Origin of the sequence: Aminobacter sp. SR38 (genome assembly GCF_014843375.1) — a bacterium.
Classification (GTDB): Bacteria; Pseudomonadota; Alphaproteobacteria; order Rhizobiales; family Rhizobiaceae; genus Aminobacter; species Aminobacter ciceronei.
This window is the reverse complement of sequence record NZ_CP062112.1, coordinates 453,012-477,514: the sequence shown is the minus strand read 5'-3', so window position 1 is coordinate 477,514 and position 24,503 is coordinate 453,012. Positions and strand designations below refer to the sequence as shown.

25 protein-coding genes are annotated in these 24,503 nt (G+C 62.7%); 22 read left to right on the top strand and 3 right to left on the bottom strand.

Going from position 1 to position 24,503, the window contains the following annotated elements; genetic code table 11:
* The first annotated feature begins 16 nt into the window (after positions 1-16).
* The 8 genes from secG (at position 17) to IG197_RS02340 (ending at position 6,644) form a co-directional block, all read left to right on the top strand.
* Positions 17-466: a preprotein translocase subunit SecG gene (gene secG / locus IG197_RS02375; protein ID WP_192316728.1), complete on the top strand. Its 450-nt coding sequence runs from the start codon at positions 17-19 to the stop codon at positions 464-466.
* Between the two features lie 262 nt (positions 467-728).
* The gene (locus tag IG197_RS02370; protein WP_371746503.1) at positions 729-1,778 is read left to right on the top strand and encodes a L,D-transpeptidase; all 1,050 of its coding nucleotides are present in this window, start codon (positions 729-731) and stop codon (positions 1,776-1,778) included.
* 149 nt (positions 1,779-1,927) lie between these two features.
* Entirely contained in the window at positions 1,928-3,565 is a 1,638-nt protein-coding gene (locus IG197_RS02365; RefSeq protein ID WP_154386024.1) for a CTP synthase, read from the top strand.
* Positions 3,566-3,626: 61 nt separating this feature from the next.
* Complete coding sequence (locus tag IG197_RS02360) at positions 3,627-4,169, top strand: DUF1697 domain-containing protein (protein ID WP_192316724.1); 543 nt, start codon at positions 3,627-3,629, stop codon at positions 4,167-4,169.
* 51 nt (positions 4,170-4,220) lie between these two features.
* Positions 4,221-5,066: a VOC family protein gene (locus IG197_RS02355; protein ID WP_192316722.1), complete on the top strand. Its 846-nt coding sequence runs from the start codon at positions 4,221-4,223 to the stop codon at positions 5,064-5,066.
* Entirely contained in the window at positions 5,063-5,896 is an 834-nt protein-coding gene (kdsA, locus tag IG197_RS02350) for a 3-deoxy-8-phosphooctulonate synthase (protein WP_067962342.1), read from the top strand. The genes IG197_RS02355 and kdsA overlap by 4 nt, the downstream gene beginning before the upstream one ends.
* A gap of 89 nt (positions 5,897-5,985) precedes the next feature.
* Positions 5,986-6,189 carry a dodecin family protein gene (locus IG197_RS02345; protein WP_067962338.1) on the top strand — a complete coding sequence of 68 codons (204 nt, stop codon included), beginning with the start codon at positions 5,986-5,988 and terminating at the stop codon, positions 6,187-6,189.
* A gap of 89 nt (positions 6,190-6,278) precedes the next feature.
* Complete coding sequence (locus IG197_RS02340) at positions 6,279-6,644, top strand: PRC-barrel domain-containing protein (protein ID WP_067962336.1); 366 nt, start codon at positions 6,279-6,281, stop codon at positions 6,642-6,644.
* A gap of 169 nt (positions 6,645-6,813) precedes the next feature.
* On the opposite strand, the gene IG197_RS02335 is transcribed toward IG197_RS02340, so the two are convergent.
* Complete coding sequence (locus IG197_RS02335) at positions 6,814-8,184, bottom strand: IS1182 family transposase (protein ID WP_185910139.1); 1,371 nt, start codon at positions 8,182-8,184, stop codon at positions 6,814-6,816.
* Positions 8,185-8,626: 442 nt separating this feature from the next.
* Between IG197_RS02335 and eno the strand changes: the two genes are divergently transcribed.
* The 11 genes from eno to IG197_RS02280 all read left to right on the top strand — a co-directional run bounded on the left by eno (position 8,627) and on the right by IG197_RS02280 (position 18,925).
* Positions 8,627-9,901, top strand: coding sequence for a phosphopyruvate hydratase (gene eno / locus IG197_RS02330; protein WP_067966597.1), 1,275 nt, complete (start codon positions 8,627-8,629; stop codon positions 9,899-9,901).
* Between the two features lie 133 nt (positions 9,902-10,034).
* On the top strand, positions 10,035-10,364 hold the full coding sequence (locus IG197_RS02325) for a septum formation initiator family protein (protein ID WP_154387072.1): 330 nt from the start codon (positions 10,035-10,037) through the stop codon (positions 10,362-10,364).
* A gap of 173 nt (positions 10,365-10,537) precedes the next feature.
* Positions 10,538-11,581 (top strand): pyruvate dehydrogenase (acetyl-transferring) E1 component subunit alpha, encoded by a 1,044-nt coding sequence (pdhA, locus tag IG197_RS02320; RefSeq protein ID WP_067962334.1) that lies wholly within the window; start codon positions 10,538-10,540, stop codon positions 11,579-11,581.
* 14 nt (positions 11,582-11,595) lie between these two features.
* Positions 11,596-12,984, top strand: a complete 1,389-nt coding sequence (locus tag IG197_RS02315; RefSeq protein WP_067962333.1) for a pyruvate dehydrogenase complex E1 component subunit beta — start codon at positions 11,596-11,598, stop codon at positions 12,982-12,984.
* Between the two features lie 18 nt (positions 12,985-13,002).
* Entirely contained in the window at positions 13,003-14,379 is a 1,377-nt protein-coding gene (locus tag IG197_RS02310; RefSeq protein WP_192316720.1) for a pyruvate dehydrogenase complex dihydrolipoamide acetyltransferase, read from the top strand.
* A 50-nt stretch (positions 14,380-14,429) separates the two neighbouring features.
* Positions 14,430-15,068, top strand: coding sequence for an SGNH/GDSL hydrolase family protein (locus IG197_RS02305; protein ID WP_192316718.1), 639 nt, complete (start codon positions 14,430-14,432; stop codon positions 15,066-15,068).
* A gap of 3 nt (positions 15,069-15,071) precedes the next feature.
* Positions 15,072-15,653 carry a GNAT family N-acetyltransferase gene (locus tag IG197_RS02300; RefSeq protein ID WP_067962329.1) on the top strand — a complete coding sequence of 194 codons (582 nt, stop codon included), beginning with the start codon at positions 15,072-15,074 and terminating at the stop codon, positions 15,651-15,653.
* Positions 15,654-15,668: 15 nt separating this feature from the next.
* A complete protein-coding gene (gene lpdA / locus IG197_RS02295) occupies positions 15,669-17,114 on the top strand; it encodes a dihydrolipoyl dehydrogenase (RefSeq protein ID WP_067962327.1) in 1,446 nt (481 codons plus the stop codon).
* Between the two features lie 82 nt (positions 17,115-17,196).
* Positions 17,197-17,478 carry a GlsB/YeaQ/YmgE family stress response membrane protein gene (locus IG197_RS02290; RefSeq protein WP_067962325.1) on the top strand — a complete coding sequence of 94 codons (282 nt, stop codon included), beginning with the start codon at positions 17,197-17,199 and terminating at the stop codon, positions 17,476-17,478.
* 12 nt (positions 17,479-17,490) lie between these two features.
* Positions 17,491-18,453: a lipoyl synthase gene (lipA, locus tag IG197_RS02285; RefSeq protein WP_067962324.1), complete on the top strand. Its 963-nt coding sequence runs from the start codon at positions 17,491-17,493 to the stop codon at positions 18,451-18,453.
* Between the two features lie 10 nt (positions 18,454-18,463).
* Complete coding sequence (locus IG197_RS02280) at positions 18,464-18,925, top strand: type II toxin-antitoxin system RatA family toxin (RefSeq protein ID WP_067962323.1); 462 nt, start codon at positions 18,464-18,466, stop codon at positions 18,923-18,925.
* On the opposite strand, the gene IG197_RS02275 is transcribed toward IG197_RS02280, so the two are convergent.
* Both IG197_RS02275 and IG197_RS02270 read right to left on the bottom strand, forming a co-directional pair.
* Positions 18,901-19,407 carry a CinA family protein gene (locus tag IG197_RS02275; protein ID WP_067962320.1) on the bottom strand — a complete coding sequence of 169 codons (507 nt, stop codon included), beginning with the start codon at positions 19,405-19,407 and terminating at the stop codon, positions 18,901-18,903. The genes IG197_RS02280 and IG197_RS02275 overlap by 25 nt on opposite strands.
* Positions 19,404-20,627 carry a bifunctional 2-C-methyl-D-erythritol 4-phosphate cytidylyltransferase/2-C-methyl-D-erythritol 2,4-cyclodiphosphate synthase gene (locus IG197_RS02270; protein ID WP_192316716.1) on the bottom strand — a complete coding sequence of 408 codons (1,224 nt, stop codon included), beginning with the start codon at positions 20,625-20,627 and terminating at the stop codon, positions 19,404-19,406. The genes IG197_RS02275 and IG197_RS02270 overlap by 4 nt, the downstream gene beginning before the upstream one ends.
* 140 nt (positions 20,628-20,767) lie before the next feature.
* Here IG197_RS02270 and dusB point away from each other — a divergent pair, with 140 nt between their 5' ends.
* From dusB to ntrC, 3 genes are read left to right on the top strand one after another with little or no spacing between them, the layout of a single operon-like run.
* Positions 20,768-21,796, top strand: a complete 1,029-nt coding sequence (gene dusB, locus IG197_RS02265) for a tRNA dihydrouridine synthase DusB (protein WP_192316715.1) — start codon at positions 20,768-20,770, stop codon at positions 21,794-21,796.
* On the top strand, positions 21,793-22,929 hold the full coding sequence (locus IG197_RS02260; protein WP_067962316.1) for a nitrogen regulation protein NR(II): 1,137 nt from the start codon (positions 21,793-21,795) through the stop codon (positions 22,927-22,929). Before dusB ends, IG197_RS02260 begins: the two co-directional genes overlap by 4 nt.
* Positions 22,926-24,383 (top strand): nitrogen regulation protein NR(I), encoded by a 1,458-nt coding sequence (ntrC, locus tag IG197_RS02255; protein ID WP_067962314.1) that lies wholly within the window; start codon positions 22,926-22,928, stop codon positions 24,381-24,383. The genes IG197_RS02260 and ntrC overlap by 4 nt, the downstream gene beginning before the upstream one ends.
* The last annotated feature ends 120 nt before the right edge of the window (positions 24,384-24,503 follow it).

Genomic DNA, 24,503 nt, shown 5'->3' with positions numbered 1-24,503 from the left:
GATCCCAGGAAGCGCAATGGAAACCGTCCTCATCGTCATCCACTTGATGGTTGTGCTCGCCCTTGTCGGCGTTGTGCTCCTGCAGCGCTCTGAAGGCGGCGGCCTCGGTATCGGTGGCGGATCGGGCTTTATGACGGCGCGTGGCGCTGCCAACGCGCTCACTCGCGCCACCGCCATCCTCGCGACGGTGTTTTTCGTCACGTCGCTGACGCTGTCGATCGTTGCCCGTTACGGCGCCAAGCCGACCGACATCCTCGACCGCGTGCCGACTACCCAGAGTGGAACCACCGGCGGCAACGGCGTTCTCGACCAGCTCGGCGGGTCGACCGCTCCGGCTGCTCCGGCGTCAGACGCCACGGCACCCGCCGCTCCCGCGACTCAGCCCGCCGCGCCTGCCGCTTCGGGCACCGAGCAGCCAGCTCCGGTCACGCCGGCAGCCCCTGCGACGCCCCAGGTTCCTAACTAACTATTTACCCTTTGCCGCAACCTGTTGTTGTTTGAACACAGTTGCGGCAAATGCCGCATCAATCACGACAATTCGATTGGTCAGCCGGTGGTGCCTCCCTTGAGGCGCCTCCGGCTGATCTATTATAGCAGGGTTGCGGCATTCGGCGGGGGAGCCTTGGGGGCACCGCGTTTGGTCGCAAGAAAATTTCGCGTTGAACGTTCGGGATCCCTTCGCCATGCAGCTCCGCCGCATCCTTCTTGCTGGCCTTTGCGCCACTTTCATGAGCTCGACAGCCTTTGCCGCCACCTCGGCGGGAACGGTTGCGGCACCTCAGCCCGTCGCAAGCGACGTCATCACCGTCGCTGCCAAGAGCGACGCAGCTGAACTCAAGCTGCTCAAGAAAAAGAAGAAGCCGACCGACGAGGACCTGTCGCGAATCAAGGACCTAGAAGCCAAGATCAAGGCCGACAAGGAAGTCGCGCGCCTCAAGATGCTCGAAGCCAAGAAGATGGCGATGCGGGCCGCAGCCAAGGCGAAGGCCGAACAGGCCCGCGAACTTGCCCGCCTGAAGAAGTCTGAAAAGGCAACCGCCCAGGTTGCCACCGCCTCAGCTCCGGCTCCCAAGCGCGATCTCCAGCCGCTCGCTGTGATGAAGCCGATCGAGCCACTGGCGCCCGATGTCGCGGAAGTGGCTTCTGCCGGCAACAATGGCGAGCTGCGCAGCGAGAGCCAGGATCGTCCGCGCCAGACCGGCCTGCTCGCCGGCATCTTCGGCGGCAGCGCGCCGCAGCAGTCGATGCTGCCGCAGACACGTGCGCTCGACGCCGTGCTGCAAGCCAAGCAGGCCAAGAAGCAGTTCAAGGTGAAGTCCGACTTCGAGCCGCAGGAAGTCTCGTTCTCCGGCTACGAGCGCGGCCAGATCGTCGTCGATACCGGCGCGCGCTATCTCTATCTGATCGAATCGTCGTCGACGGCGCGCCGCTATGCGATTGCGGTCGGCCGCGAAGGCCTGGAGTTCAAGGGCAAGGCCACCATCGGCGACAAGCAGGAATGGCCGCGCTGGATCCCGACCAAGGAAATGCAGGAACGCGAGCCCAAGAAGTACGGCCAGTACAAGGACGGCATGAACGGCGGGCCGGAAAACCCGCTGGGAGCGCGTGCCATCTACCTTTACCAGGGCAAGAAGGATACCCATATCCGTATCCATGGTACCAACCAGCCGCAGACGATCGGCACAAACTCTTCGAACGGTTGCTTCCGTATGGTCAACGACCACGTCATGGATCTCTACAACCGCGTGAGGATGGGCTCTGAAGTCATCGTCATGTAAGGCGTTTTCAAAACGCTGATAGCGGGCCGGCGGTCACGCCGGCCTTTTTGTTTGCATGGCCTACAGGCAGCAACACTGAACAGCCAGATAGGGAAAAGTCCGACGCGGCGGATTTTTCTCTGGCGGAATCGATTTGGCCGCGTTAAGCGATGAATCCCATGGCGCGATATGTTTTTATTACCGGCGGCGTGGTCTCTTCCCTTGGAAAAGGCATAGCCGCAGCGGCCCTCGGGGCTCTTCTGCAGGCACGCGGATATCGCGTGCGCATCCGAAAACTCGATCCGTATCTCAATGTCGATCCGGGAACGATGTCGCCTTACCAGCATGGTGAGGTGTTCGTGACCGACGACGGCGCGGAAACCGATCTCGATCTGGGTCACTATGAGCGCTTCACCGGGCGTTCGGCGAACCAGAGCGACAACATCACCACCGGCCGCATCTACAAGAACATCATCGAACGCGAGCGGCGCGGCGACTATCTCGGCGCAACCGTCCAGGTCATCCCGCACGTCACGGACGAGATCAAGAACTTCATCCTCGACGGCAATGACGAGTACGACTTCGTGCTCTGCGAGATCGGCGGTACGGTGGGCGACATCGAGGCGATGCCGTTCCTCGAGGCGATCCGCCAGCTCGGCAACGACCTGCCGCGCAACAACGCTGTCTATGTCCATCTGACTTTGATGCCGTACATCCCCACCGCTGGCGAGCTCAAGACCAAGCCGACCCAGCATTCGGTCAAGGAACTGCGCTCGATCGGCATTGCGCCCGACATCCTCCTGGTGCGCGCCGACCGCGACATCCCGAAGGAAGAACGCCGCAAGCTGTCGCTGTTCTGCAATGTGCGCGAATCCGCCGTCATCCAGGCGCTCGACGTCGGCCACATCTACGACGTGCCGCTGGCCTACCATAAGGAAGGTCTGGACTCGGAAGTCCTGGCCGCCTTCGGTATCGATCCGGCACCTAAGCCGCGTCTCGACCCTTGGCAGAATGTGTCGCAGCTGATCCACAACCCGGAAGGCGAAGTTACCATCGCCGTGGTCGGCAAGTACACGGGCCTCAAGGACGCATACAAGTCGCTGATCGAGGCGCTGTCGCATGGCGGTCTCGCCAACAACGTCAAGGTCAAGCTCGACTGGATCGAAAGCGAAGTCTTCGAGAAGGAAGATCCGGCTCCATTCCTCGAAAAGGTCCACGGTATTCTGGTTCCCGGCGGCTTCGGCGAGCGAGGCTCGGAAGGCAAGATCCTGGCGGCCAAGTTCGCCCGCGAGCGCAAGGTGCCGTATTTCGGCATCTGCTTCGGCATGCAGATGGCGTGCATCGAGGCTGCCCGTTCGCTGGCCGGCATCGAGGCTGCTTCGTCGACCGAGTTCGGTTCGACCAAGGAGCCGGTCGTCGGCCTGATGACCGAATGGCTCAAGGGCAACATGCTCGAGAAGCGCAAGGCTTCGGGCGATCTCGGCGGCACGATGCGTCTCGGCGCGTTTGACGCCAAGCTTACCGAAGGCTCGAAGATCGCCGAGATCTATGGCGACACCGACATCTCCGAGCGTCACCGCCACCGCTACGAGGTCAACATCGACTACAAGGACCGCCTCGAAGAGTGCGGCCTGGTCTTTGCCGGCATGTCGCCCGACGGCGTGCTGCCCGAGACCGTCGAGTATCCCGACCATCCCTGGTTTATCGGCGTGCAATACCATCCGGAGCTGAAGAGCCGTCCGCTGGAGCCGCACCCGCTGTTTGCGAGCTTCATCGAAGCCGCTGTCGAACAGAGCCGGCTGGTCTGATATCCATGCGCGCCGACGTGAACTCGCCGGCGCGCATTTCTTTCCCCGGGTGGCCGGCCGCATGACCACCTATGTCGCGCTGCTCTACAGCGTCGTTCTCGGACCCGGCCGTCGCCTCGTCATGTCCGACTTGCGTGACATGGCGACGGATCTCGGCCTCGAAAATCCGCGTACGCTGGTTGCAACCGGAAACCTCGTCTTCGAGGCAGAAGGCAAGACGGTTTCGGCACTGGAGCGCGAACTCGAAACGGCGTTCGCGCCAAAATTCGGCAAGCATGTCGATATCATCGTCCGCGATGCCGCCGCCTGGCTGAAGCTCGTCGCTGCCAACCCTTTTCTCGCGGAATCCGAACTGCACGCCGATCAGGTCGGTGTCCGTGTGATGCGCGAGCCGGTGACTTCGGAAGTGATCGAGCGGCTTCGCCCCTATGCCGCCGCCGACGAAAAGCTCACATCTGTCGACGGCGACATCTGGCTCTATTTTTCCCGCAATATGGCGTCGTCGCGGCTGCTTGGCGCTCTGACGCCCAAGCGCGCCGGTGGTGTCGGCACGTCGCGCAATTGGAACACGGTCCGCCGGCTGGGCGACATGGTGGCGTCGTAGCGCGAGCGGGGCACTCTTGCTTCACATCGGGATTTCGGGCACAGCGCAGCCATGACGAAAACCAACAGCCCGCGGCCGCTCGACCACGTGGTCCTGCCGACCGGTGACCTGACGCTGGCGCGCGACCGGCTTGCCGCACTTGGCTTCAGCGTCTCGCCGCAAGGCACGCACCCGTTCGGAACCATCAATTGCTGCGTCTATCTCAGCGACGGCACCTTCCTGGAGCCGCTTGCCGTCGGTGACCGGGTCGCGGCCGACAAGGCGGTTCGTGAAGGCAACGCGTTTGTTGCGCGCGATCGTGTCTTCCGCGACGCGCATGGCGAGGAGGGCTTTTCGGCCGTTGTGTTCGGATCCGGTGACGCCGACGCCGACCATACCGCGTTCGTGGCTGCAGGCGTATCCGCAGGCAGCCGGCTCGATTTTTCGCGTCCTTTCGTCGACGCCTCGGGCAGGTCCGACGTAGCATCGTTTCGGCTGGCTTTCGCTGCCCAGCCGGATGCCGATGCCGACGCCTTCTTTTTCACCTGCGAGCGTGCCAACGTACCTGCCGTCGACCGGTCGGCGCTCCAGGCACATGCCAATGGCGCCAGACGCGTCTTGGCGATCGAGCTTGCTGCCGGAAACATCGCGGCGGCGGCCAAGTTGCTTGCGACAATCGCACGGAGTGCGGCCGACGATGCCGGCGTGGCACTCGCAAATGCGCGGCTAAGCATCCGCTACGGGCCATATGCGCCGGGCATTCGACTTGAAGCCATCGTCTTTGTCGTCGACGACCTTGCCGCGACAAGGGCGCTTCTTGTCGAACGCGCCGTCGCGCACGATCTAGACGGCCAGCGCCTTGTGGTTCCGGCTGCGCCGGGGCAGGGCGCAATCTTCATTTTCGAGGAGCAGAAATGACCAAGCCGAATGCAAATGTGACGGTCGGCAAGACCCTCTTCGCCAATGATGCGCCACTGTCGCTGATCGCCGGCCCGTGCCAGTTCGAATCGCGCCAGCATGCCTTCGACATGGCCGGCAAGCTCAAGGAACTTACCCAGAAACTCGGCATCGGCTTCGTCTACAAGTCAAGCTTCGACAAGGCCAACCGCAGCTCGCTGTCGAGCACGCGCGGCGCGGGCCTCGAAGCTGCGCTGCCCGCCTTCGCCGACCTGCGCAAGGAACTCGGTGTCACCGTCGTCACCGACGTCCACACCGAGGAGCAGTGCGCCATCGTCGCCGAAGTTGTCGACGTGCTGCAGATTCCGGCTTTCCTTAGCCGCCAGACCGACTTGCTGATTGCCGCCGCAAAAACCGGCAAGGTGGTCAACGTCAAGAAGGGCCAGTTCCTGGCGCCTTGGGACATGAAGAATGTGGTGGCAAAGGTGACCGGCTCGGGCAATCCGAACGTGCTGGTGACCGAGCGCGGCACGTCGTTCGGCTACAACACGCTGGTCTCCGACATGCGCGGCCTGCCTGTCATGGCCGACATAGGCGCACCCGTGATCTTCGACGCCACCCATTCGGTGCAGCAGCCGGGCGGGCAGGGCGCCACCTCGGGCGGCGAGCGCCGCTTCGTCGAGACGCTGGCGCGGGCGGCCGTTGCCGTCGGCGTTGCCGGCGTGTTCATCGAAACACACGAAGACCCCGACAATTCGACCTCTTCGGACGGTCCCAACATGGTGCCGTTCAAGGACATGCCGGCCTTGCTCGAACGCCTGATGGCCTTCGACCGTATCGCCAAGGGCTGAGGCAGGCTGCCTGCAACTCCAGCTTGAGCCTGGCTTGCGCCGGGCGTAGGCTCGCTTCCGTGACTGAGCGTATCAGCCGGAGAGCCTCCATGTCTGTTGCCCGCGTTACCGAAATCACCTCGTCGTCGACCAAGAGCTTCAAGGACGCCATCGAAGAGGGCATCGCGCGCGCCTCGAAGACGCTCAAGAATGTCGAGGGCGCCTGGATTCAGGACCAGAAGGTCGTCGTCGAGGATGGCAAGATCGTCGCCTACCGGGTCAACATGAAAGTGACCTTCATCCTCAACGACTGAACCGGCATTCCTGTCGCCGGGAAAATCGGGGAACCTCCACGCCGGGGGATCGTTAGTCCTGCATCCACAAACCAACGAGGAGCAGGATCATGACGACAGTCACTGGTCACACCAAAGCCATTCCCGCATCCAGGGTCATCGGCACCAACGTTTACAACACGTCGGGCGAGACCATCGGAACGATCGAGGACGTGATGCTCGACAAGCTGTCGAACGGCATCATGTTTGCCGTCATCGGTTTCGGCGGATTCCTGGGCATTGGCGAGCGCTACCACGCCATACCGTGGTCGACGCTGGACTTCGACAAGGGTCGCGGCGGCTATGTCGTCCCGTTTTCCAAGGAGCAGCTCAAGGCGGCACCCTCCTACTCGGTGAACGAACTGACCGAGGACGATGGCCGTCTGGCGCGCGATGCATCCTATGAACACTATCGCGTCGAGCCTTACTGGCACTAGGCGTGCTGGTGGCGAATGCCTGACAAGCAAAAAGCCCCGCCGAAGCGGGGCTCAGACTGCTGACAAACCCCGTCGAATTTCGGCGGGGTTTTGTTTTGTGGGTTGATTGAGCTTTTTTGGATTGATGTCGGGGGGCAGATGCCAAGGCCGTTGCGAGCCGGCTTTGGCCTCATGCGAGGCTTGGTTTTGGCTTTGGCCAGAGGCTGATTGCGATCTTTTTCATGTTCTGGGCGGCGGCTGCGATCAGGCACTGGCAGGCGACGCGTGTTCGCCCTCGGAAGCGGGCATAGCGATGGCCGAAGAGCTGCTTGGCATCGGCGAAGGATCGCTCGACCGTCTCCTTGCGGCGTCGATAGATCGCCTTGCCCCATGCGGTTAAGCGGTTGGCATCGACCCGCTCGCGGACATCCTGCCAGACATGGCGCGTGATGGTGCGCTCGGCCTTGGCGTTTGATGTGCAAGACGCCAGCAGCGGACAGTTGCGGCAGATCGTCGGGTCGCTCCTGTAGTGGCGATAACCGCCGCGATCGGTGGTGGCGTAAGTGAGCAACTGGCCCTGCGGGCAACGATAGCCGTCAAGGTCCGGCTCATGGACGAAAGCGCCCTTCCTCATCTTGCCAGGCTTTGGCCGGGGCGGGTTGCGATAGCCGACGACACCGTGGATGTTCCTGTCCTCCAGGCCCTTGGCGATGCCTGGCGTGGCATAGCCGGCATCCAGCCCCGCCGCCGTGACGTCGAAGCCGAAACGCTCCACCTGGCGGTCGAGCCGGTCGAGATAGACGATCGAGTCATGCACGTTGGCCGGCGTGGCAAACGTGTCGGTGATGATGCCGAAGCCGCCATCCACCGTGCGGTGATCGAGATAAAAGAAGCCCTTCGGCTTGCCCTCGCGCACCATATAGCCAGCCTCAGGATCGGTGCGCGAGACCTTCGTCTCTTTCACCGCAGGCTGCCGCTCCTGCTCCTTCAGCGCCTTCTGGCCGTGCAACGCCCGTTCGGCATCGATCGCCCGGTCGAGCTCGCCCCAGTAGTCGGCACGCGACTTGGCGACCATGGCAAGGTCGTACTTGCCCTTGTTGGCATTGGCCTTCAGGTGCGTGCTGTCGGTGTAGAGCACCGTGCCGTCGACCAAGCCTGCCCCGATCGCCTGCTCGACAATGCGGTCGAAGATCGCCTGCGCGATCGTCTCGTCCTGGTAGCGCCGGCGTCGGTTCTGCGACAATGTCGAGGCGTCGAACACCTTGTCCGTCAGCTTCAGCCGCAGGAACCACCGGTAGGCGACATTGACCTCGATCTCTCGCACCAATTGCCGCTCCGAGCGCACCCCGAACAGGTAGCCGATGAACAGCGCCTTGAACATCAAGGTCGGATCAAGTGGCGGGCGACCATTGTCGGCGCAGTAAAGCGGCGCTGTCAGATCGTGGATGAACGAGAAATCGATAACACCATCGATCTTGCGCAGAAGGTGATCAACTGGAACCAGTTGATCGAGCGTGACGATCTCAAGTGCGGTTTGTTCAGGGCCGGCTCGCTTCAACATCACCCACTGAATCACAAACCCCCAACTCTCGCCAGGGTTTGTCAGCAGTCTGAGCCCCGCCGAAGCGGGGCTTTTCTTTTGTGCCGGCGACTTACCTTGGTGTCGGTAGTATCCGCACCTGCGACACGCCTTGCGGGGGCGGTTGACTGTCGCATGAGGTCAGAAACGCCGCGGCGATAAAGAACAAACTCAAGATACCACTCAACTCGGACATGGCGAAACTCCCTCTGTTTCGCCCCGCGCGCCCGCAGTTTACCCGAAAGTTTGGCCGATGCCTGCCTGTTCGGATGAATTATGATGACAGCGTTTTGTCTAAAGTGAATCCCGCGGCTGACGCAGCGTGATATTTGGCCGCCCGCGATTGCGTTTTCCTGATCTTTGGCTAAGACGGGCGCGGAAATCCAACCGATCCATCTGCGATCAGCTCCCGGGGATGCCTCACATGACAGCAATCATCGATATCGTCGGCCGCGAGATTCTCGACAGCCGCGGCAATCCCACCGTCGAGGTGGACGTGGTTCTCGAGGACGGCTCGATGGGCCGCGCCGCCGTTCCGTCTGGCGCCTCGACCGGCGCCCATGAGGCGATGGAACTGCGCGACGGTGGCCCGCGCTATCTCGGCAAGGGCGTCGAGCGCGCCGTCGAAGCCGTCAATGGCGAGCTGTTCGAGGCAATCGGCGGCATGGAAGCCGAGAACCAGATCCACATCGACCAGACGATGATCGAGCTCGACGGCACGCCCAACAAGAGCCGCCTCGGCGCCAACGCCATCCTCGGCGTGTCGCTCGCCGTTGCCAAGGCCGCTGCCGAATCGTCGGGCCTGCCGCTCTACCGCTATGTTGGCGGCCCGAACGCCCGCGTCCTGCCGGTGCCGATGATGAACATCATCAATGGCGGTGCGCATGCCGACAATCCGATCGACTTCCAGGAGTTCATGATCATGCCGATCGGCGCGCCTTCGCTGCGCGACGCCGTGCGCTGGGGTTCGGAAATCTTCCACACCCTGAAGAAGGGGCTGAAGGACGCTGGCCACAACACCAATGTCGGCGACGAAGGCGGCTTCGCGCCGAACCTCAAGAGCGCGCAGGCTGCGCTCGACTTCGTGATGGCATCGATCGAGAAGGCCGGCTTCAAGCCGGGCGAGGACGTGGCACTCGCGCTCGATTGCGCTGCGACCGAGTTCTTCAAGGGCGGCAACTATGTCTATGAAGGCGAGAAGAAGACCCGCGATCCCAAGGCCCAGGCCAAGTACCTGGCCAAGCTCGCCGCCGACTACCCGATCATCTCGATCGAGGACGGCATGGCCGAGGACGACTGGGAAGGCTGGAAGTACCTGACCGATCTGTGCGGCGACAAGGTGCAGCTGGTCGGCGACGATCTGTTCGTTACCAATTCGGCCCGCCTGCGCGACGGCATCAAGATGGGCGTTGCCAACTCGATCCTGGTCAAGGTCAACCAGATCGGCTCGCTGACCGAGACGCTTGACGCCGTCGAGACCGCGCACAAGGCAAGCTACACCGCCGTCATGTCGCACCGTTCGGGTGAGACAGAGGATTCGACCATTGCCGATCTCGCCGTTGCCACCAACTGCGGACAGATCAAGACCGGCTCGCTCGCCCGTTCGGATCGCACCGCCAAGTACAACCAGCTCATCCGCATCGAGGAAGAGCTCGGCAAGCAGGCGCGCTTCGCCGGCAGGTCGATCCTGCGCGGCTGATCGCTTGTTGCATAGATGATTGAAAAAGGCGGGATGTTTCCCGCCTTTTTTGGTTCTGAAAGCGGGTGAGCACCAGACCGTAACGCTCCATTAAGCACAATGGAGCGACAAGAGCCTGAAAGAGGTTCTGACCATGTGGACACGCCAGCATAAGCAGACAAACACCGGGCGCCTGATCGTGCCGGCGCTGGCGGTGATGTTCCTGTCCTATTTCGGCTTCCACGCCTATCATGGCGAATTCGGTATCTATTCCAAGTACAGGCTCGAGGCGCGCGCCATCGAACTCCAGGCCCGGCTGGACACGGTCAGGGCGCAACGCCTCGATGTCGAGCGCCGCGTCCACATGCTCCACGACGGCTCGCTGGAGAAGGACATGCTTGACGAACAGGCGCGCAACGCCTTGAATATGTCCCATGCTGATGAACTGACCATAATGCGGCCATCCGGGCGCCGTATTAACTGACTTCCAGTTAATCAACAAGAAATCCAACGTTTTTAGACGCTTAACCGCATGCCTGCTATGCATTTTTCCGCATGGCGCAGCGTCACTCACCATGCTAGCGTTTGGACATGGAGAGGAGAGATTATGCATGATCTCCTCATTGTCCGCAAAGAGACGCCACTAGGGAGTGATGCATGGCCACCGCAGCCAAAAAAGCGCCTGCCAAATCTAGATCCGATTCAAAATCCCTTTCAGCGCCGGTAACACCCAAGCCGGTCGATTTCACCAAGGAACAGGACCTCGCGGCATATCGCGAGATGCTTCTGATCCGCCGCTTCGAGGAAAAGGCCGGCCAGCTCTACGGCATGGGCTTCATCGGCGGCTTCTGCCACCTCTATATCGGCCAGGAAGCGGTCGTCACCGGCTTGCAGATGTCGCTGATCGAAGGCGACCAGATGATCACTGCCTATCGCGATCACGGCCACATGCTTGCCATGGGCCTGTCGGCGCGCGGCGTCATGGCGGAACTGACCGGGCGTCGGGGCGGCTTGTCGAAAGGCAAGGGCGGCTCCATGCACATGTTCTCCAAGGAAAAGCATTTTTACGGCGGCCATGGCATTGTCGGCGCCCAGGTGTCGCTCGGCACCGGCCTGGCCTTCGCCAACCGCTATCGCGAAAATCCGAATGTTTCGGTGACCTATTTCGGCGACGGCGCTGCCAACCAGGGCCAGGTCTATGAGAGCTTCAACATGGCCGCGCTGTGGAAGCTGCCGGTGATCTACGTCATCGAAAACAACCGCTACGCCATGGGCACCGCCGTTACGCGTGCTTCGGCCGAGACGGATTTCTCGCAGCGCGGCGTGTCCTTCAAGATTCCGGGCATCAAGGTCGACGGCATGGACGTGCGCGCGGTCAAGGCCGCTGGCGATCTCGCCACCGAATGGTGCCGTTCGGGCAACGGTCCGATGATCCTCGAGATGGAAACCTACCGCTATCGCGGTCACTCGATGTCTGATCCGGCCAAGTACCGCTCCAAGGACGAAGTGCAGAAGATGCGCTCCGAGCACGACCCGATCGAACAGGTCAAGGCGCGCCTCATCGCCAAGAAGTGGGCCAGCGAAGACGACCTCAAGGCGGTCGACAAGGATGTTCGCGACATCGTGGCTGACGCCGCAGACTTTGCTCAGACCGATCCCGAGCCGGATGCTTCCGAGCTCTGGACCGACATCTTGATCTAAGGGAGGGCGCGAACATGCCGATCGAAATTCTCATGCCTGCGCTCTCGCCGACGATGGAAGAGGGCAATCTTTCCAAGTGGTTGAAGAACGAAGGCGACAAGATCGTCGCCGGCGACGTCATCGCCGAAATCGAAACCGACAAGGCGACCATGGAAGTGGAAGCTGTTGACGAGGGCACCCTCGGCAAGGTCCTGATCGCCGCCGGCACTGAAGGTGTCAAGGTCAACACGCCGATCGCTGTGCTTTTGCAGGACGGCGAAAGTGCTGCCGACATCGGTAAGGGTGCTGCGCCTGCCAAGGCCGAGGCACCCGCTGCCGCGGCAGCACCGGCCGCTGCCGCTGCTCCGGTTGCCGCCACCCCTGTCGCTGCCGCGCCCAAGACTGAAGTCGCTGCCGACCCCGACATTCCCGCCGGCACTGAGATGGTGTCGACGACGGTGCGTGAAGCGCTGCGCGATGCCATGGCCGAAGAAATGCGCCGCGACGGTGACGTCTTCATCATGGGCGAGGAGGTCGCCGAGTACCAGGGCGCCTACAAGATCACCCAGGGCCTGCTGCAGGAGTTCGGCCCGCGCCGCGTCGTCGATACCCCTATCACCGAGCACGGCTTCGCCGGCGTCGGCGTCGGTGCTGCGATGACCGGCCTCAAGCCGATCGTCGAGTTCATGACCTTCAACTTCGCCATGCAGGCGATCGACCAGATCGTCAACTCGGCTGCCAAGACGCTCTACATGTCGGGTGGCCAGATGGGCGCGCCGATCGTCTTCCGTGGACCGAGCGGTGCGGCTGCCCGCGTCGCGGCCCAGCACTCGCAGTGCTATGCCGCATGGTACAGCCACATTCCGGGGCTCAAGGTGGTGATGCCGTACTCGGCAGCCGACGCCAAAGGCCTGCTCAAGGCTGCCATCCGCGATCCGAACCCGGTCATCTTCCTCGAGAACGAAATCCTCTACGGCCATTCCTTCGACGTGCCGAAGCTCGATGATTTCGTTCTGCCGATCGGCAAGGCGCGCATCCACAAGACCGGCAAGGACGTCACCATCGTGTCGTTCGGCATCGGCATGACCTATGCGATCAAGGCCGAGGCAGAACTTCGCGGCATGGGCATAGATGCTGAAATCATCGATCTCCGCACCATCCGTCCGCTCGACTTCGACACCATCATTGCCTCGGTGAAGAAGACCAACAGGCTGATCGTGGTGGAAGAGGGCTTCCCGCAGTCGTCGGTCGGCGACCACATTGCCAACCAGGTGTCGCAGCGCGCCTTTGATCACCTCGACGCGCCTGTCATCACCATCGCTGGCAAGGACGTGCCGATGCCCTACGCCGCCAATCTCGAGAAGCTCGCTCTGCCGAATGTCGGCGAAGTGATCGAGGCGGTCAAAGCAGTCACGTATCGCTGACACGGGCGGGAGGTCATCATGCCGATCAATATCACCATGCCTGCCCTTTCGCCGACCATGGAAGAGGGCAATCTGGCCAAGTGGCTGGTCAAGGAAGGCGACAAGGTTTCGCCAGGCGACGTGATCGCCGAGATCGAGACCGACAAGGCAACGATGGAAGTCGAGGCCGTCGATGAGGGCACTGTCGCCAAACTGCTGGTTCCGGCCGGCACCGAAGGCGTCAAGGTCAATGCGCTGATCGCCATTCTCGCCGGCGACGGCGAAGATGTCGCGGCTGCAGCCAAGGGCGGCGATGCCGCTCCTGCCAAGGCAGACGCGCCGAAGGCGGAAGCACCTGTTGCCGCGGCACCTGCGGCGCCCGCTGCTGCTCCGGTCGCTGCCGCGCCCGTTGCTGCTTCGGCAGCCAAGCCGGCTGCGACCAACGGCGCTGCACCCTCCGGCGACGGCCGGACCTTTGCATCGCCGCTCGCCCGCCGCATCGCCAAGGATTCGGGCGTCGACCTTTCGGCTGTCACCGGCACCGGTCCACATGGCCGTATCGTCAAAGCCGACGTCGAGGCTGCGATCTCGGGTGGCGGCGCAAAGGCTGCTCCTGCTGCCAAGGCTCCTGCCGGTGCTCCGGCTGCAGCACCCGCTGCCAAGGGCATGTCGGACGAACAGGTGCTCAAGCTGTTCGAAGAAGGCAGCTACGAACTCATCCCGCACGACAACATGCGCAAGACCATCGCGCGCCGTCTTGTCGAGGCCAAGAGCACCATCCCGCACTTCTATCTGACACTCGACTGCGAGATCGACGCGCTGCTGGCGCTCCGCGCCCAGCTCAACGCGGCGGCGCCGGTGCGCAAGACTGAAAAGGGCGACGTGCCGGCCTACAAGCTGTCGGTCAACGACATGATCATCAAGGCGATGGCGCTGGCCCTGACGGCCGTTCCCGACGCCAATGTGTCATGGACCGACCAGGCCATGGTCAAGCACAAGCACGCCGATGTCGGTGTTGCCGTGTCGATCCCGGGTGGCCTGATCACCCCGATCATCCGCCAGGCCGACATCAAGACGCTGTCTGTCATTTCCAATGAAATGAAGGACCTTGCCGGCCGGGCCCGCAACCGCAAGCTCAAGCCTGAGGAATATCAGGGCGGCACCAGTGCCGTCTCCAACCTCGGCATGTTCGGCATTAAGGACTTCTCGGCCGTCATCAACCCGCCGCACGCCACCATCCTGGCGGTCGGCGCGGGCGAGGAACGGGCGGTCGTCAAGAATGGCGAGATCAAGATCGCCAATGTGATGTCGGTGACGCTGTCGACCGACCACCGTGCCGTCGACGGTGCGCTTGGCGCCGAACTGCTCTCGGCCTTCAAGCGCTTCATCGAAAACCCGATGGGCATGCTGGTGTAGTTTCCCCATTTCCCCTCCCTGCCAAGGGAGGGGATTCGAGGACTTCAATCATGAAGACTGTGCTTTGTTACGGCGACTCGCTGACCTGGGGCTACGATGCCGCGGGGCCGGGCCGTCACGCGCTTGAAGACCGCTGGCCAAGCGTGCTGCAGGCCGAACTGGGCGAGGGCGTCGAAGTTATCGCGGAAGGGCTGAACGGCCGCACGACTGCCTTCGACGACAACCTTGCCGCTGCCGACCGTAATGGTGCGCGGCTTCTGCCGACCATCCTCGGCACTCATGCGCCGATCGATGTGGTCGTCATCATGCTCGGCGCCAACGACATGAAGCCTTGGATCCACGGCAACCCGCTGGCCGCGAGGCAGGGCATGGCGCGCCTCGTCTCCATCGTGCGCTCCTACGACCACGGCATGGGCCATGCCGCGCCAGAAATCCTGCTGGTTTCGCCGCCAGCTGTTAGTCGCACCGAAAATGCCGAATACAAGGACATGTTCGCCGGCGGCGACGCAGCTTCGAAGCATCTGGCCCCGCTTTATGCAGCGCTAGCCGACGAGGTCGGCTGCGGTTTCTTCGACGCCGGCTCCATCGCCGAGACGACACCGCTCGACGGCGTGCATCTCGATGCTCAGAACACGCGGGCGATCGGCACGGCACTCGCGCCGATCGTGCGCGTCATGCTGGAGCTCTAGAGCTTGGCTGGCGCTATCACCATCCGCAGGGCCGAGCGGCGCGATGCCGCCGAACTCGCCATCCTCGTCGACCTGTCATCGCACGGGCTGGCGTCATGGCTATGGTATGGCGCGGTGCTGGAAGGCACGACGCAGACGGCTCTCGAGCATGGCCGCAACCAGCTGCGTTGCGACGACGACCGTGCCGGCTGGAAAAATGCCAGCCTGGCCGAGGTCGATGGCGAGATCGCCGGTCTCGTGATCGGCCATGTCGTCGAACCGTCCTTTGCCGAAGAGGAAGCGCCTCACCCGGTGTTCGAGCCGATCCTCGTGCTTCAGCAACAGACCATCGGCCACTGGTTCATCGACAGCGTCGGTGTCTACCAGCACCATCGCGGACATGGCATCGGCAGAAAGCTCGTCGATCATGAGCTCGAGCGTGCCGGCGCGCGGCCGGTCAGCCTGATCACCGAAAGCGACAACGACGTGGCGCTTGGCCTCTACAAATCCTGCGGGTTTGAGGAAATCGCGCGCCAGCCATCCGTATCGACCGACACCTACAGCAAACAACACGACTGGGTGCTGCTCACCCGCAGCGCGACCTGAACAAGAGGCACACTCATGGCTGACAATTACGACGTCATCGTTATCGGCTCCGGCCCCGGCGGCTATATCGCTGCGATCCGCGCTGCCCAGCTCGGTCTCAAGACTGCAGTCGTCGAGCGCGAGCACCTCGCCGGCATCTGCTCCAACTGGGGCTGCATCCCGACCAAGGCGCTGCTGCGTTCGGCCGAAGTGCTGCATCTCGCCGAGCACGCCAAGAATTACGGCCTGAAGCTCGAAGGCTCGATCTCGCCCGACCTCAAGGCCATCGTCGACCGGTCGCGCGGCATCGCCCAGCGCATGAATGGCGGTGTCGGCTTCCTGATGAAGAAGAACAAGGTCGACGTTATCTGGGGTGAGGCCAAGCTTACCAAGCCCGGCCAGATCGTCGTGTCGAAATCGTCGAAAAAGCCGATGGAGCCGCAGGCGCCGTTGCCCAAGAACACGCTGGGTGAGGGCACCTACAGCGCCAAGCACATCATCGTTGCTACCGGTGCCCGTCCGCGCGCGCTGCCCGGCATCGAGCCGGATGGCAAGCTGATCTGGACCTATTTCGAGGCGATGGTGCCGCCGGAGATGCCGAAGTCGCTGCTGGTCATGGGGTCCGGCGCCATCGGCATCGAATTCGCCTCGTTCTACCGTACGATGGGCGTCGAGGTGACCGTCGTCGAAGTGATGCCAGCCGTCATGCCGGTGGAAGACGCCGAGATCTCGGCCTTCGCCAAGAAGCAGTTCGAAAAGCAGGGCATGAAGATCCATCTCGAAGCCAAGGTTACCAAGGTCGAGAAGGGCGCCAATTCGGTTACCGCCCATGTCGAGATGAAGGACGGCAAGATAGAGAAGATCACCGCCGACCGCATGATCTCGGCCGTCGGCGTGCAGGGCAATATCGAAAACATCGGCCTCGAAGCGCTCGGCGTGAAGACTGACCGCGGCTGCATCGTCATTGACGGCTACGGCAAGACCAATGTGCCTGGCATCTATGCCATCGGCGACGTCGCAGGTCCGCCCATGCTGGCGCACAAGGCCGAGCACGAGGCCGTCATCTGCGTCGAGAAGATCGCCGGCCTGCCCAACGTGCATCCGATGGACAAGCTCAAGATCCCAGGTTGCACCTACTGCAACCCACAGGTCGCGTCCGTTGGCCTGACCGAAGCCAAGGCCAAGGAAGCCGGCCACGACATCCGCGTCGGCCGCTTCCCCTTCGTCGCCAACGGCAAGGCAATCGCGCTTGGCGAGGATCAGGGCATGGTCAAGACCATCTTCGACAAGAAGACCGGCCAGTTGCTCGGCGCGCACCTTGTCGGCGCCGAAGTGACCGAGCTGATCCAGGGTTTTGTCGTGGCGATGAACCTCGAAACGACGGAAGAAGAGCTGATGCACACCATCTTCCCGCATCCGACGATCTCGGAAACGATGAAGGAAAGCGTGCTCGACGCCTATGGGCGTGCGCTCAACGCATGACCGATACGCATCGGCGCGTCTGTTGCGGCGCGCCTGATGGAACTATATCAGCAGAACGTCCGCGAGTGGCCGGAGACGACTGATGGAACAGAGTTACGGAATCATGGGCATGCCGGGTGTCGGTTTCTTCGGTATGCTGCTCATCGGCTTCCTTGCCGGCTACGTCGCCGAGCGCACGATGAACCGCGACCACGGCTTCCTGACCAACATCCTCGTCGGCATCGCCGGATCGTTTGTCGGCGGCACTCTGGCGGGGCTGCTCGGTATTAATTATTACGGCTTCATGGGCAATCTGATCGTCGCCATCGCAGGCGCGGTCATCGTGCTCTGGATTTTCGGCCGCTCGCAAGCGCGTCGGCCTTGATAGGATAGACTGATGGTCACTGTGCTTGATCTCAAAGACCGTCCGCGCGCGCGGCACCCGGAAAAGGCCCACCGGCCCGATCAGGAGGTTCTGCGCAAGCCAGACTGGATCCGCGTTAAGGCGCCGGTGTCGCGCGGCTATCAGGAAACGCGCGAGATCGTGAAGTCGCACAAGCTGGTCACCGTCTGTGAGGAGGCCGGCTGCCCCAACATTGGCGAGTGCTGGGAAAAGAAGCACGCTACCTTCATGATCATGGGCGAGATCTGCACCCGCGCCTGCGCATTCTGCAATGTCGCCACCGGCATCCCGACGGCGCTCGACCCGAACGAGCCGGAGAGCGTGGCCAAGGCCGTCGCCCAGATGGGCCTGACCCACGTCGTCATCACTTCGGTCGACCGCGACGATCTTGCCGACGGCGGTGCCCAGCATTTTGCCGACGTGATCCACGCCATCCGCCGGCTGACGCCGACCACGACCATCGAGATCCTGACGCCCGACTTCCTGCGCAAGGAAGGGGCGCTGGAGATCGTGGTTGCCGCGCGCCCCGACGTCTTCAACCACAATCTTGAAACCGTGCCGTCGAACTATCTGACCGTTCGCCCCGGGGCGCGCTACTTCCATTCGATCCGCCTGCTGCAGCGGGTCAAGGAGCTCGATCCCTCTATCTTCACCAAGTCCGGCATCATGGTCGGGCTCGGCGAGGAGCGCAATGAAGTGCTTCAGCTGATGGACGACCTGCGCAGCGCCAATGTCGACTTCATGACCATCGGCCAGTACCTGCAGCCGTCGAAGAAGCACCACCCGGTCAAGAAGTTCGTGACGCCTGATGAATTCCAGTCCTACGCGACGGTCGGCAAGTCCAAGGGCTTCCTGCTCGTTGCCTCAAGCCCGCTGACGCGCTCGTCGCACCATGCCGGCGATGATTTCGCCAAGCTGCGCGCCGCGCGCGAAGCGCTGCTCACGAAAAAGGCCTGATCAGCGCCGGATGCCGAAATTCGAAACCACCCGTCACGTCGGCCACCCGCCGGACAAGATGTTCGCCCTGGTTGCCGACGTGGAGAAATACCCCGAATTCCTGCCGCTGTGCGAAGCACTCAACGTCCGCTCGCGGCGTGAGCGCGATGGACGTGAGATTCTCGTGGCCGACATGACCGTCGGCTACAAGGCATTCCGCGAGACCTTCACCACCCAGGTGCTGCTCACCCCTGACGAAAATACCATCGACGTCAAATATCTCGATGGCCCGTTCCGCTATCTCACCAATGAATGGAAATTCGTCCCAGCGCCCGACGGTGGCTCCGGCGTCGAGTTCTTCATCGACTACGAGTTCAAGAACCGCATCCTCGGCGCCCTGATGGGCACCATGTTCGACCGCGCCTTCCGCATGTTCGCCGAAGCTTTCGAGAAGCGCGCCGACGCGATCTACGGTCCGGCGAAGCCGGCCTGACCGACGGCCCGCAGGCCCAGTCCCAGCGCTGTCCTGACCGTCTCACGGCGGATGAAGTCGCGGCCCTTGTCTTCGAAGATGCGGAACTCCGCTTCCACTGGCGCGCCTTTGCGCGCGACGCCGAACCAGACCAGGCCGACTGGCTTTTCGGCCGAGCCGCCGCCGGGGCCGGCGACGCCTGTTACCGCAAGCGCCAGGCTGGCACGCGAATGGGCAAGCGCACCCGCTGACATTTCAAGCGCAGTTTCGCGCGACACCGCGCCGTGGACCTTGAGCGTCGCCTCGGAGACGCCGAGCATCTCCATCTTCGCTTCGTTGGAATAGGTGATGAAGCCGCGGTCGACGACGGCCGACGAGCCGGCAATGTCAGTCAGGGCAGCGATGATCATGCCGCCCGTGCAGCTTTCGGCCGTTGCGATCATGATGCCCTGGGCAAGGCAGGCGTCGAGCAGGGCCGAGGCGAGGGCGGTGACGTCGCTCATTCCGGCAGTTCCCCGGGGTAGACCACGCTTGCGGTTGCGATTGCGGCGATGCCCTCTTCACGCCCGATAAAGCCGAGCTTCTCGTTGGTCGTTGCCTTGATCGAGATGCGCTCGGGCGCGATGCGCAGCATGTCTGCGAGTTCCGCCGTCATTGCCGCACGATGGGGACCGACCTTTGGCGCCTCGCAGATCAGCGTGACGTCGGCATTGGCGATGCGGCCACCGCGCGAGCGCACGATCGCCGCCGCATGTTCGACGAACTGGCGTGACGCGGCACCCTTCCACTGCGGGTCGGATGGCGGGAAATGGGTGCCGATGTCGCCGGCGCCGCAGGTGGCCAGCAATGCGTCGGTCAGCGCATGCAGTCCCACATCGGCATCGGAATGTCCGTTCAGCTTCTTCGAATGCGCGATCTTCACGCCGCACAGCCAGACATGGTCGCCTGCTTCGAATGAGTGCACGTCGTAACCGTTGCCGGTACGGACGTCGGGAAAGCTGATTGCTTGGCCGGAAAGGCGCTGATCGGCCATGGCGATGTCCTTAGCCCAGGTGAGTTTGACGTTGTCGGGCGAGCCGAGCACGAGGCGAACCGGGATGCCTGCCCATTCTGCGATGGCGGAATCGTCTGTGAAATCGCTGCGGCCGGCCTCGAAGGCGCGCTGGTGCGCGGAAAAGATCGGATCGAAGGGAAAGCCTTGCGGCGTCTGCGCCGAATGCAGGCCCGCGCGCGGCACTGTTTCGGCCACGGTACGGTCAAAGGCTTCTTTCTTGAGGGTGTCGGAAACTGGCAGCGACGGCAGTGAGCCGTGACTGGCGTCGATGCCCGAAATGGCGCGATCGATGACTTCAGGGCTGATGAACGGCCTGACGCCATCATGGATCAGCACGGCCTGTGGCTTGGATTGCTGCAAGGCAATGAGCGCAAAGCGCGTCGAATCCTGGCGCGTGGCGCCGCCGACGACAGTGGTGACGCGCGCGGCCAGTTCGCCGGCAGCTGAGGCAAAAAGCTCGCTATCGTCGGCGTGGATGGCAACCGCGATCGGGCCAACCTTGGGGTGGTCGAGAAATGCCTTCAGCGTGTGCCAGATCACCGCCTTGCCGCCGATCCGGCGATATTGCTTCGGTCCGTCAGCCTGGCCGGCGCGTTCACCGCGCCCGGCCGCCACGACCACGACGGCGACGTTCGAATTCTGCTGGTTCGGCAACGGCTTCGGATTCATGAGCAGAGGCTTAGCCGCGAGCCCTCAGGAAGGCCAGAGGAATCCAGAAAGCGCCGCATTCGGCTGTCATTTCGCAGTTGCACAATGACCCGACAGTGGCTACTCATTGTGCAGCAGTGAATGGTGCTTTGTTTTTGTGCATGACTGATCTGGAAAAACTCGGCGAGCCGCTTTCGATCGGCGATGTGACAATCCGCAATCGGGTGTTCCTGGCGCCGATGTCGGGTGTCACCGACGAAGCCTTCCGCACGCGCGCTTATGCCCATGGGGCCGGCCTGGTCGTGTCGGAGATGGTGGCGAGCGGCGAACTGGCAAAGGGGCGCGGCTCCAGCGGCTTCCGCATCCGCCACTCCGGCCTGCCCGTGCACATGGTGCAGTTGGCCGGCCGCGAGGCAGCGCATATGGCCGAGGCCGCCAGCATCGCCGTCGGCGAAGGCGCCGATGTAATCGATATCAACATGGGCTGCCCGGCCAAGAAGGTGACGGGCGGTTATGCCGGCTCGGCGCTGATGCGCGACCTCGACTACGCGCTGACCTTGATCGATGCCGTCGTTGGCGCAGTCGACGTGCCCGTGACGCTCAAGATGCGGCTGGGCTGGGACGACGACGTGCTCAATGCCCCCGAACTGGCCCTCCGTGCTGAGCAGGCGGGCGTCCGGATGGTCACCGTGCATGGCCGCACGCGCTGCCAGTTCTATCAGGGCAAAGCCGACTGGCGCGCCATCGCGCGCGTCAAGCAGGCAGTCAGCATTCCCGTCGTCGCAAATGGCGATGTGGCGACACCGGGAGATGCGATGGGCATTCTCGAGCAGTCGGGTGCCGATGCCGTCATGGCGGGGCGTTCGCATTATGGTGCGCCATGGACTGCTGGCGTGATCGCCGCTGCCGCAGGCAGGAACGATGCAACTGATGTGCCCAGGTCGTCGTCCGAAGTGGCCGACTATGTCGTTGCCCATTACGAGGACATGCTGGCGCTCTATGGCATCGAGAGTGGCCTGCGCCAGGCGCGCAAGCATCTCGGCTGGTATCTCGATCGCCACACCGCTTTACTGCCTGACGAGCTGCGCCGCCGGGTGCTGACATCGTTCGAGCCGCAGCAGGTGATTTCATCGCTGCGTGAAGCACTTGCGGCTTTCGGTGAATGCATGTTCGAAAGGAATGCGGCATGAGTTTCGACCGGGCGCCTCAGTCGGTTGATGCCGCGCAGATCGTGCTGAACACGATCCGTCGCCCGGTCATCATGATCGGGCCGGACAATTTCATCACTTTCGCCAATGCCGATGCCGAGGATTTCTTCCGTTCCAGTGCTGCCATGCTGTCGCGCAGCGAGCTGTCGCGCTTCGTGCCTTTCGGCAGCCCCATCCTGACGCTGGTCGAGCAGGTGCGCGAGCGCAACACGCCCGTCAACGAGTACCGCGTCGATGTTTCGTCGCCCCGGCTGGGCATCGAGAAGATGGTCGATCTCTACGTCGCACCTGCATCCGAGTTGCCGGGATCGGTGGTGGTTATGTTCCAGGAGCGCTCGATGGCCGACAAGATCGACCGTCAGATGACGCATCGCGGTGCCGCGCGCTCCGTCACCGGCTTGGCCGCGATGCTGGCGCATGAGATCAAGAACCCGCTCTCCGGCATTAGGGGGGCCGCGCAGCTTTTGGAGCTCTCCGCTTCCGACGAAGACCGCGCGCTGACGCGGCTGATCGTTGATGAAACTGATCGTATTGTTTCGCTCGTCGACCGCATGGAGGTGTTTTCGGATGAGCGACCTGTTGACCGCTATCCGGTAAACATCCACGTCGTGCTCGACCATGTGAAGGCGCTGGCCAGGAACGGCTTTGCCAATGGAATCAAGATCCTGGAGGATTACGATCCGTCGCTGCCGCCGGTTTATGCCAACCGTGACCAGCTGATCCAGGTGTTTCTCAACCTGGTCAAGAACGCCGCCGAGGCGATCGGCCACGACCCGCATGGCGAAATCACGCTGTCGACCGCCTTCAAGCCCGGCATACGCATGTCGATCCCTGGCACACAGGATCGTGTCTCGTTGCCGCTGGAATTTTGCGTCCACGACAACGGATCGGGCGTGTCAGAGGACATCCTGCCGATCCTGTTCGACCCTTTCATCACCACCAAGCCCAATGGCTCGGGTCTCGGTCTGGCGCTTGTCGCCAAGATCGTCGGTGACCATGGCGGCGTGATCGAGTGCGATTCGACCCCGCGCGGCACCACCTTCCGCATCCTGATGCCTGCCTGGAAGGAACTGCCCGTGCATCTCGACGACGACAGCGAAGGAGCCCATCGATGAGCGTGCGCGGAAACATTCTTGTCGCCGACGACGATGCGGCGATCCGCACGGTGCTCAACCAGGCGCTGTCGCGCATGGGTCATGAGGTTCGCGTCACCTCCAACGCCGCGACGCTGTGGCGCTGGGTGGCGGCCGGCGAGGGCGATCTTGTCATTACCGACGTGGTGATGCCCGACGAGAACGCCTTCGACATGCTGCCGCGCATCAAGAAGGCGCGCCCGGAGCTGCCGGTTATCGTGATGAGCGCGCAGAACACATTCATGACCGCCATCCGCGCGTCGGAAACCGGTGCCTACGAGTATCTGCCCAAACCCTTCGATCTCACCGAGCTGCTAAGCATCGTCAATCGTGCGCTGTCCGAGCCACGGCGGCCGAAGAGCGACCAGCGCCATGACGAGCAGCCCGACGCCATGCCACTTGTCGGCCGTTCGGCGGCGATGCAGGACATCTACCGGATGCTCGCCCGCATGATGCAGACGGACCTGACCGTCATGATCTCGGGCGAATCGGGCACCGGCAAGGAGCTGGTGGCGCGCGCGCTCCATGAATATGGGCGTCGCCGCAACGGACCGTTCGTTGCCATCAACATGGCCGCCATCCCGCGCGACCTGATCGAATCCGAGCTGTTCGGTCACGAGAAGGGCGCTTTTACCGGGGCGCAGAACCGCTCCACCGGCCGGTTCGAGCAGGCCGACGGCGGCACTTTGTTCCTTGACGAGATTGGCGACATGCCGATGGAGGCGCAGACTAGGCTGCTGCGCGTGCTGCAGCAGGGCGAATACACCACCGTTGGCGGCCGCACCCCGATCAAGACCGATGTGCGTATCGTCGCAGCCACCAACAAGGATCTGCGCACGCTCATCAACCAGGGCCTGTTCCGCGAAGATTTGTTCTATCGTCTCAATGTCGTGCCGCTTCGCCTTCCAGCGCTGCGCGAACGTTCGGAAGATGTCCCCGACCTCGTCCGCCACTTCTTCAAGCTCGGCGTCAGCGAAGGGCTTCAGGCCAAGCGTATCTCGGCCGGCGGCGTCGAGTTGATGAAGCGCTATCCCTGGCCGGGCAATGTGCGCGAGCTGGAAAATCTGGTGCGCCGGCTGGCTGCACTCTATCCGCAGGACGAGATTTCGGCCGAAATCATCGAATCCGAACTCAAGACCGGCGAGCAGCCGGTTGTCCCAGGTGGCAATCTCATCCCCGACGATCTGTCGGTCGGCCAAGCGGTCGAACATTTCCTGCAGCGCTATTTCGCGATGTTCGCCGGCGACCTGCCGCCGCCCGGGCTCTACCAGCGCATCCTTGCCGAGGTCGAATACCCGCTGGTGCTCGCTTCGATGACGGCGACGCGCGGCAACCAGATCAAGGCCGCAGAACTTCTGGGCCTCAACCGCAACACGCTGCGCAAGAAGATCCGCGAACTCGGCGTCAACGTCTACAAATCGTCGCGGCCGGCCTGACGCGCGAACATCGCGTCGGGACTGAATACGCTTATCTGTCGATAGCCCGTCTAAACATTTTTGCTTCGGGCGAAAATGTTGCATAATCGCCACAATGCGTTGCATAGATGCGCCGCAATC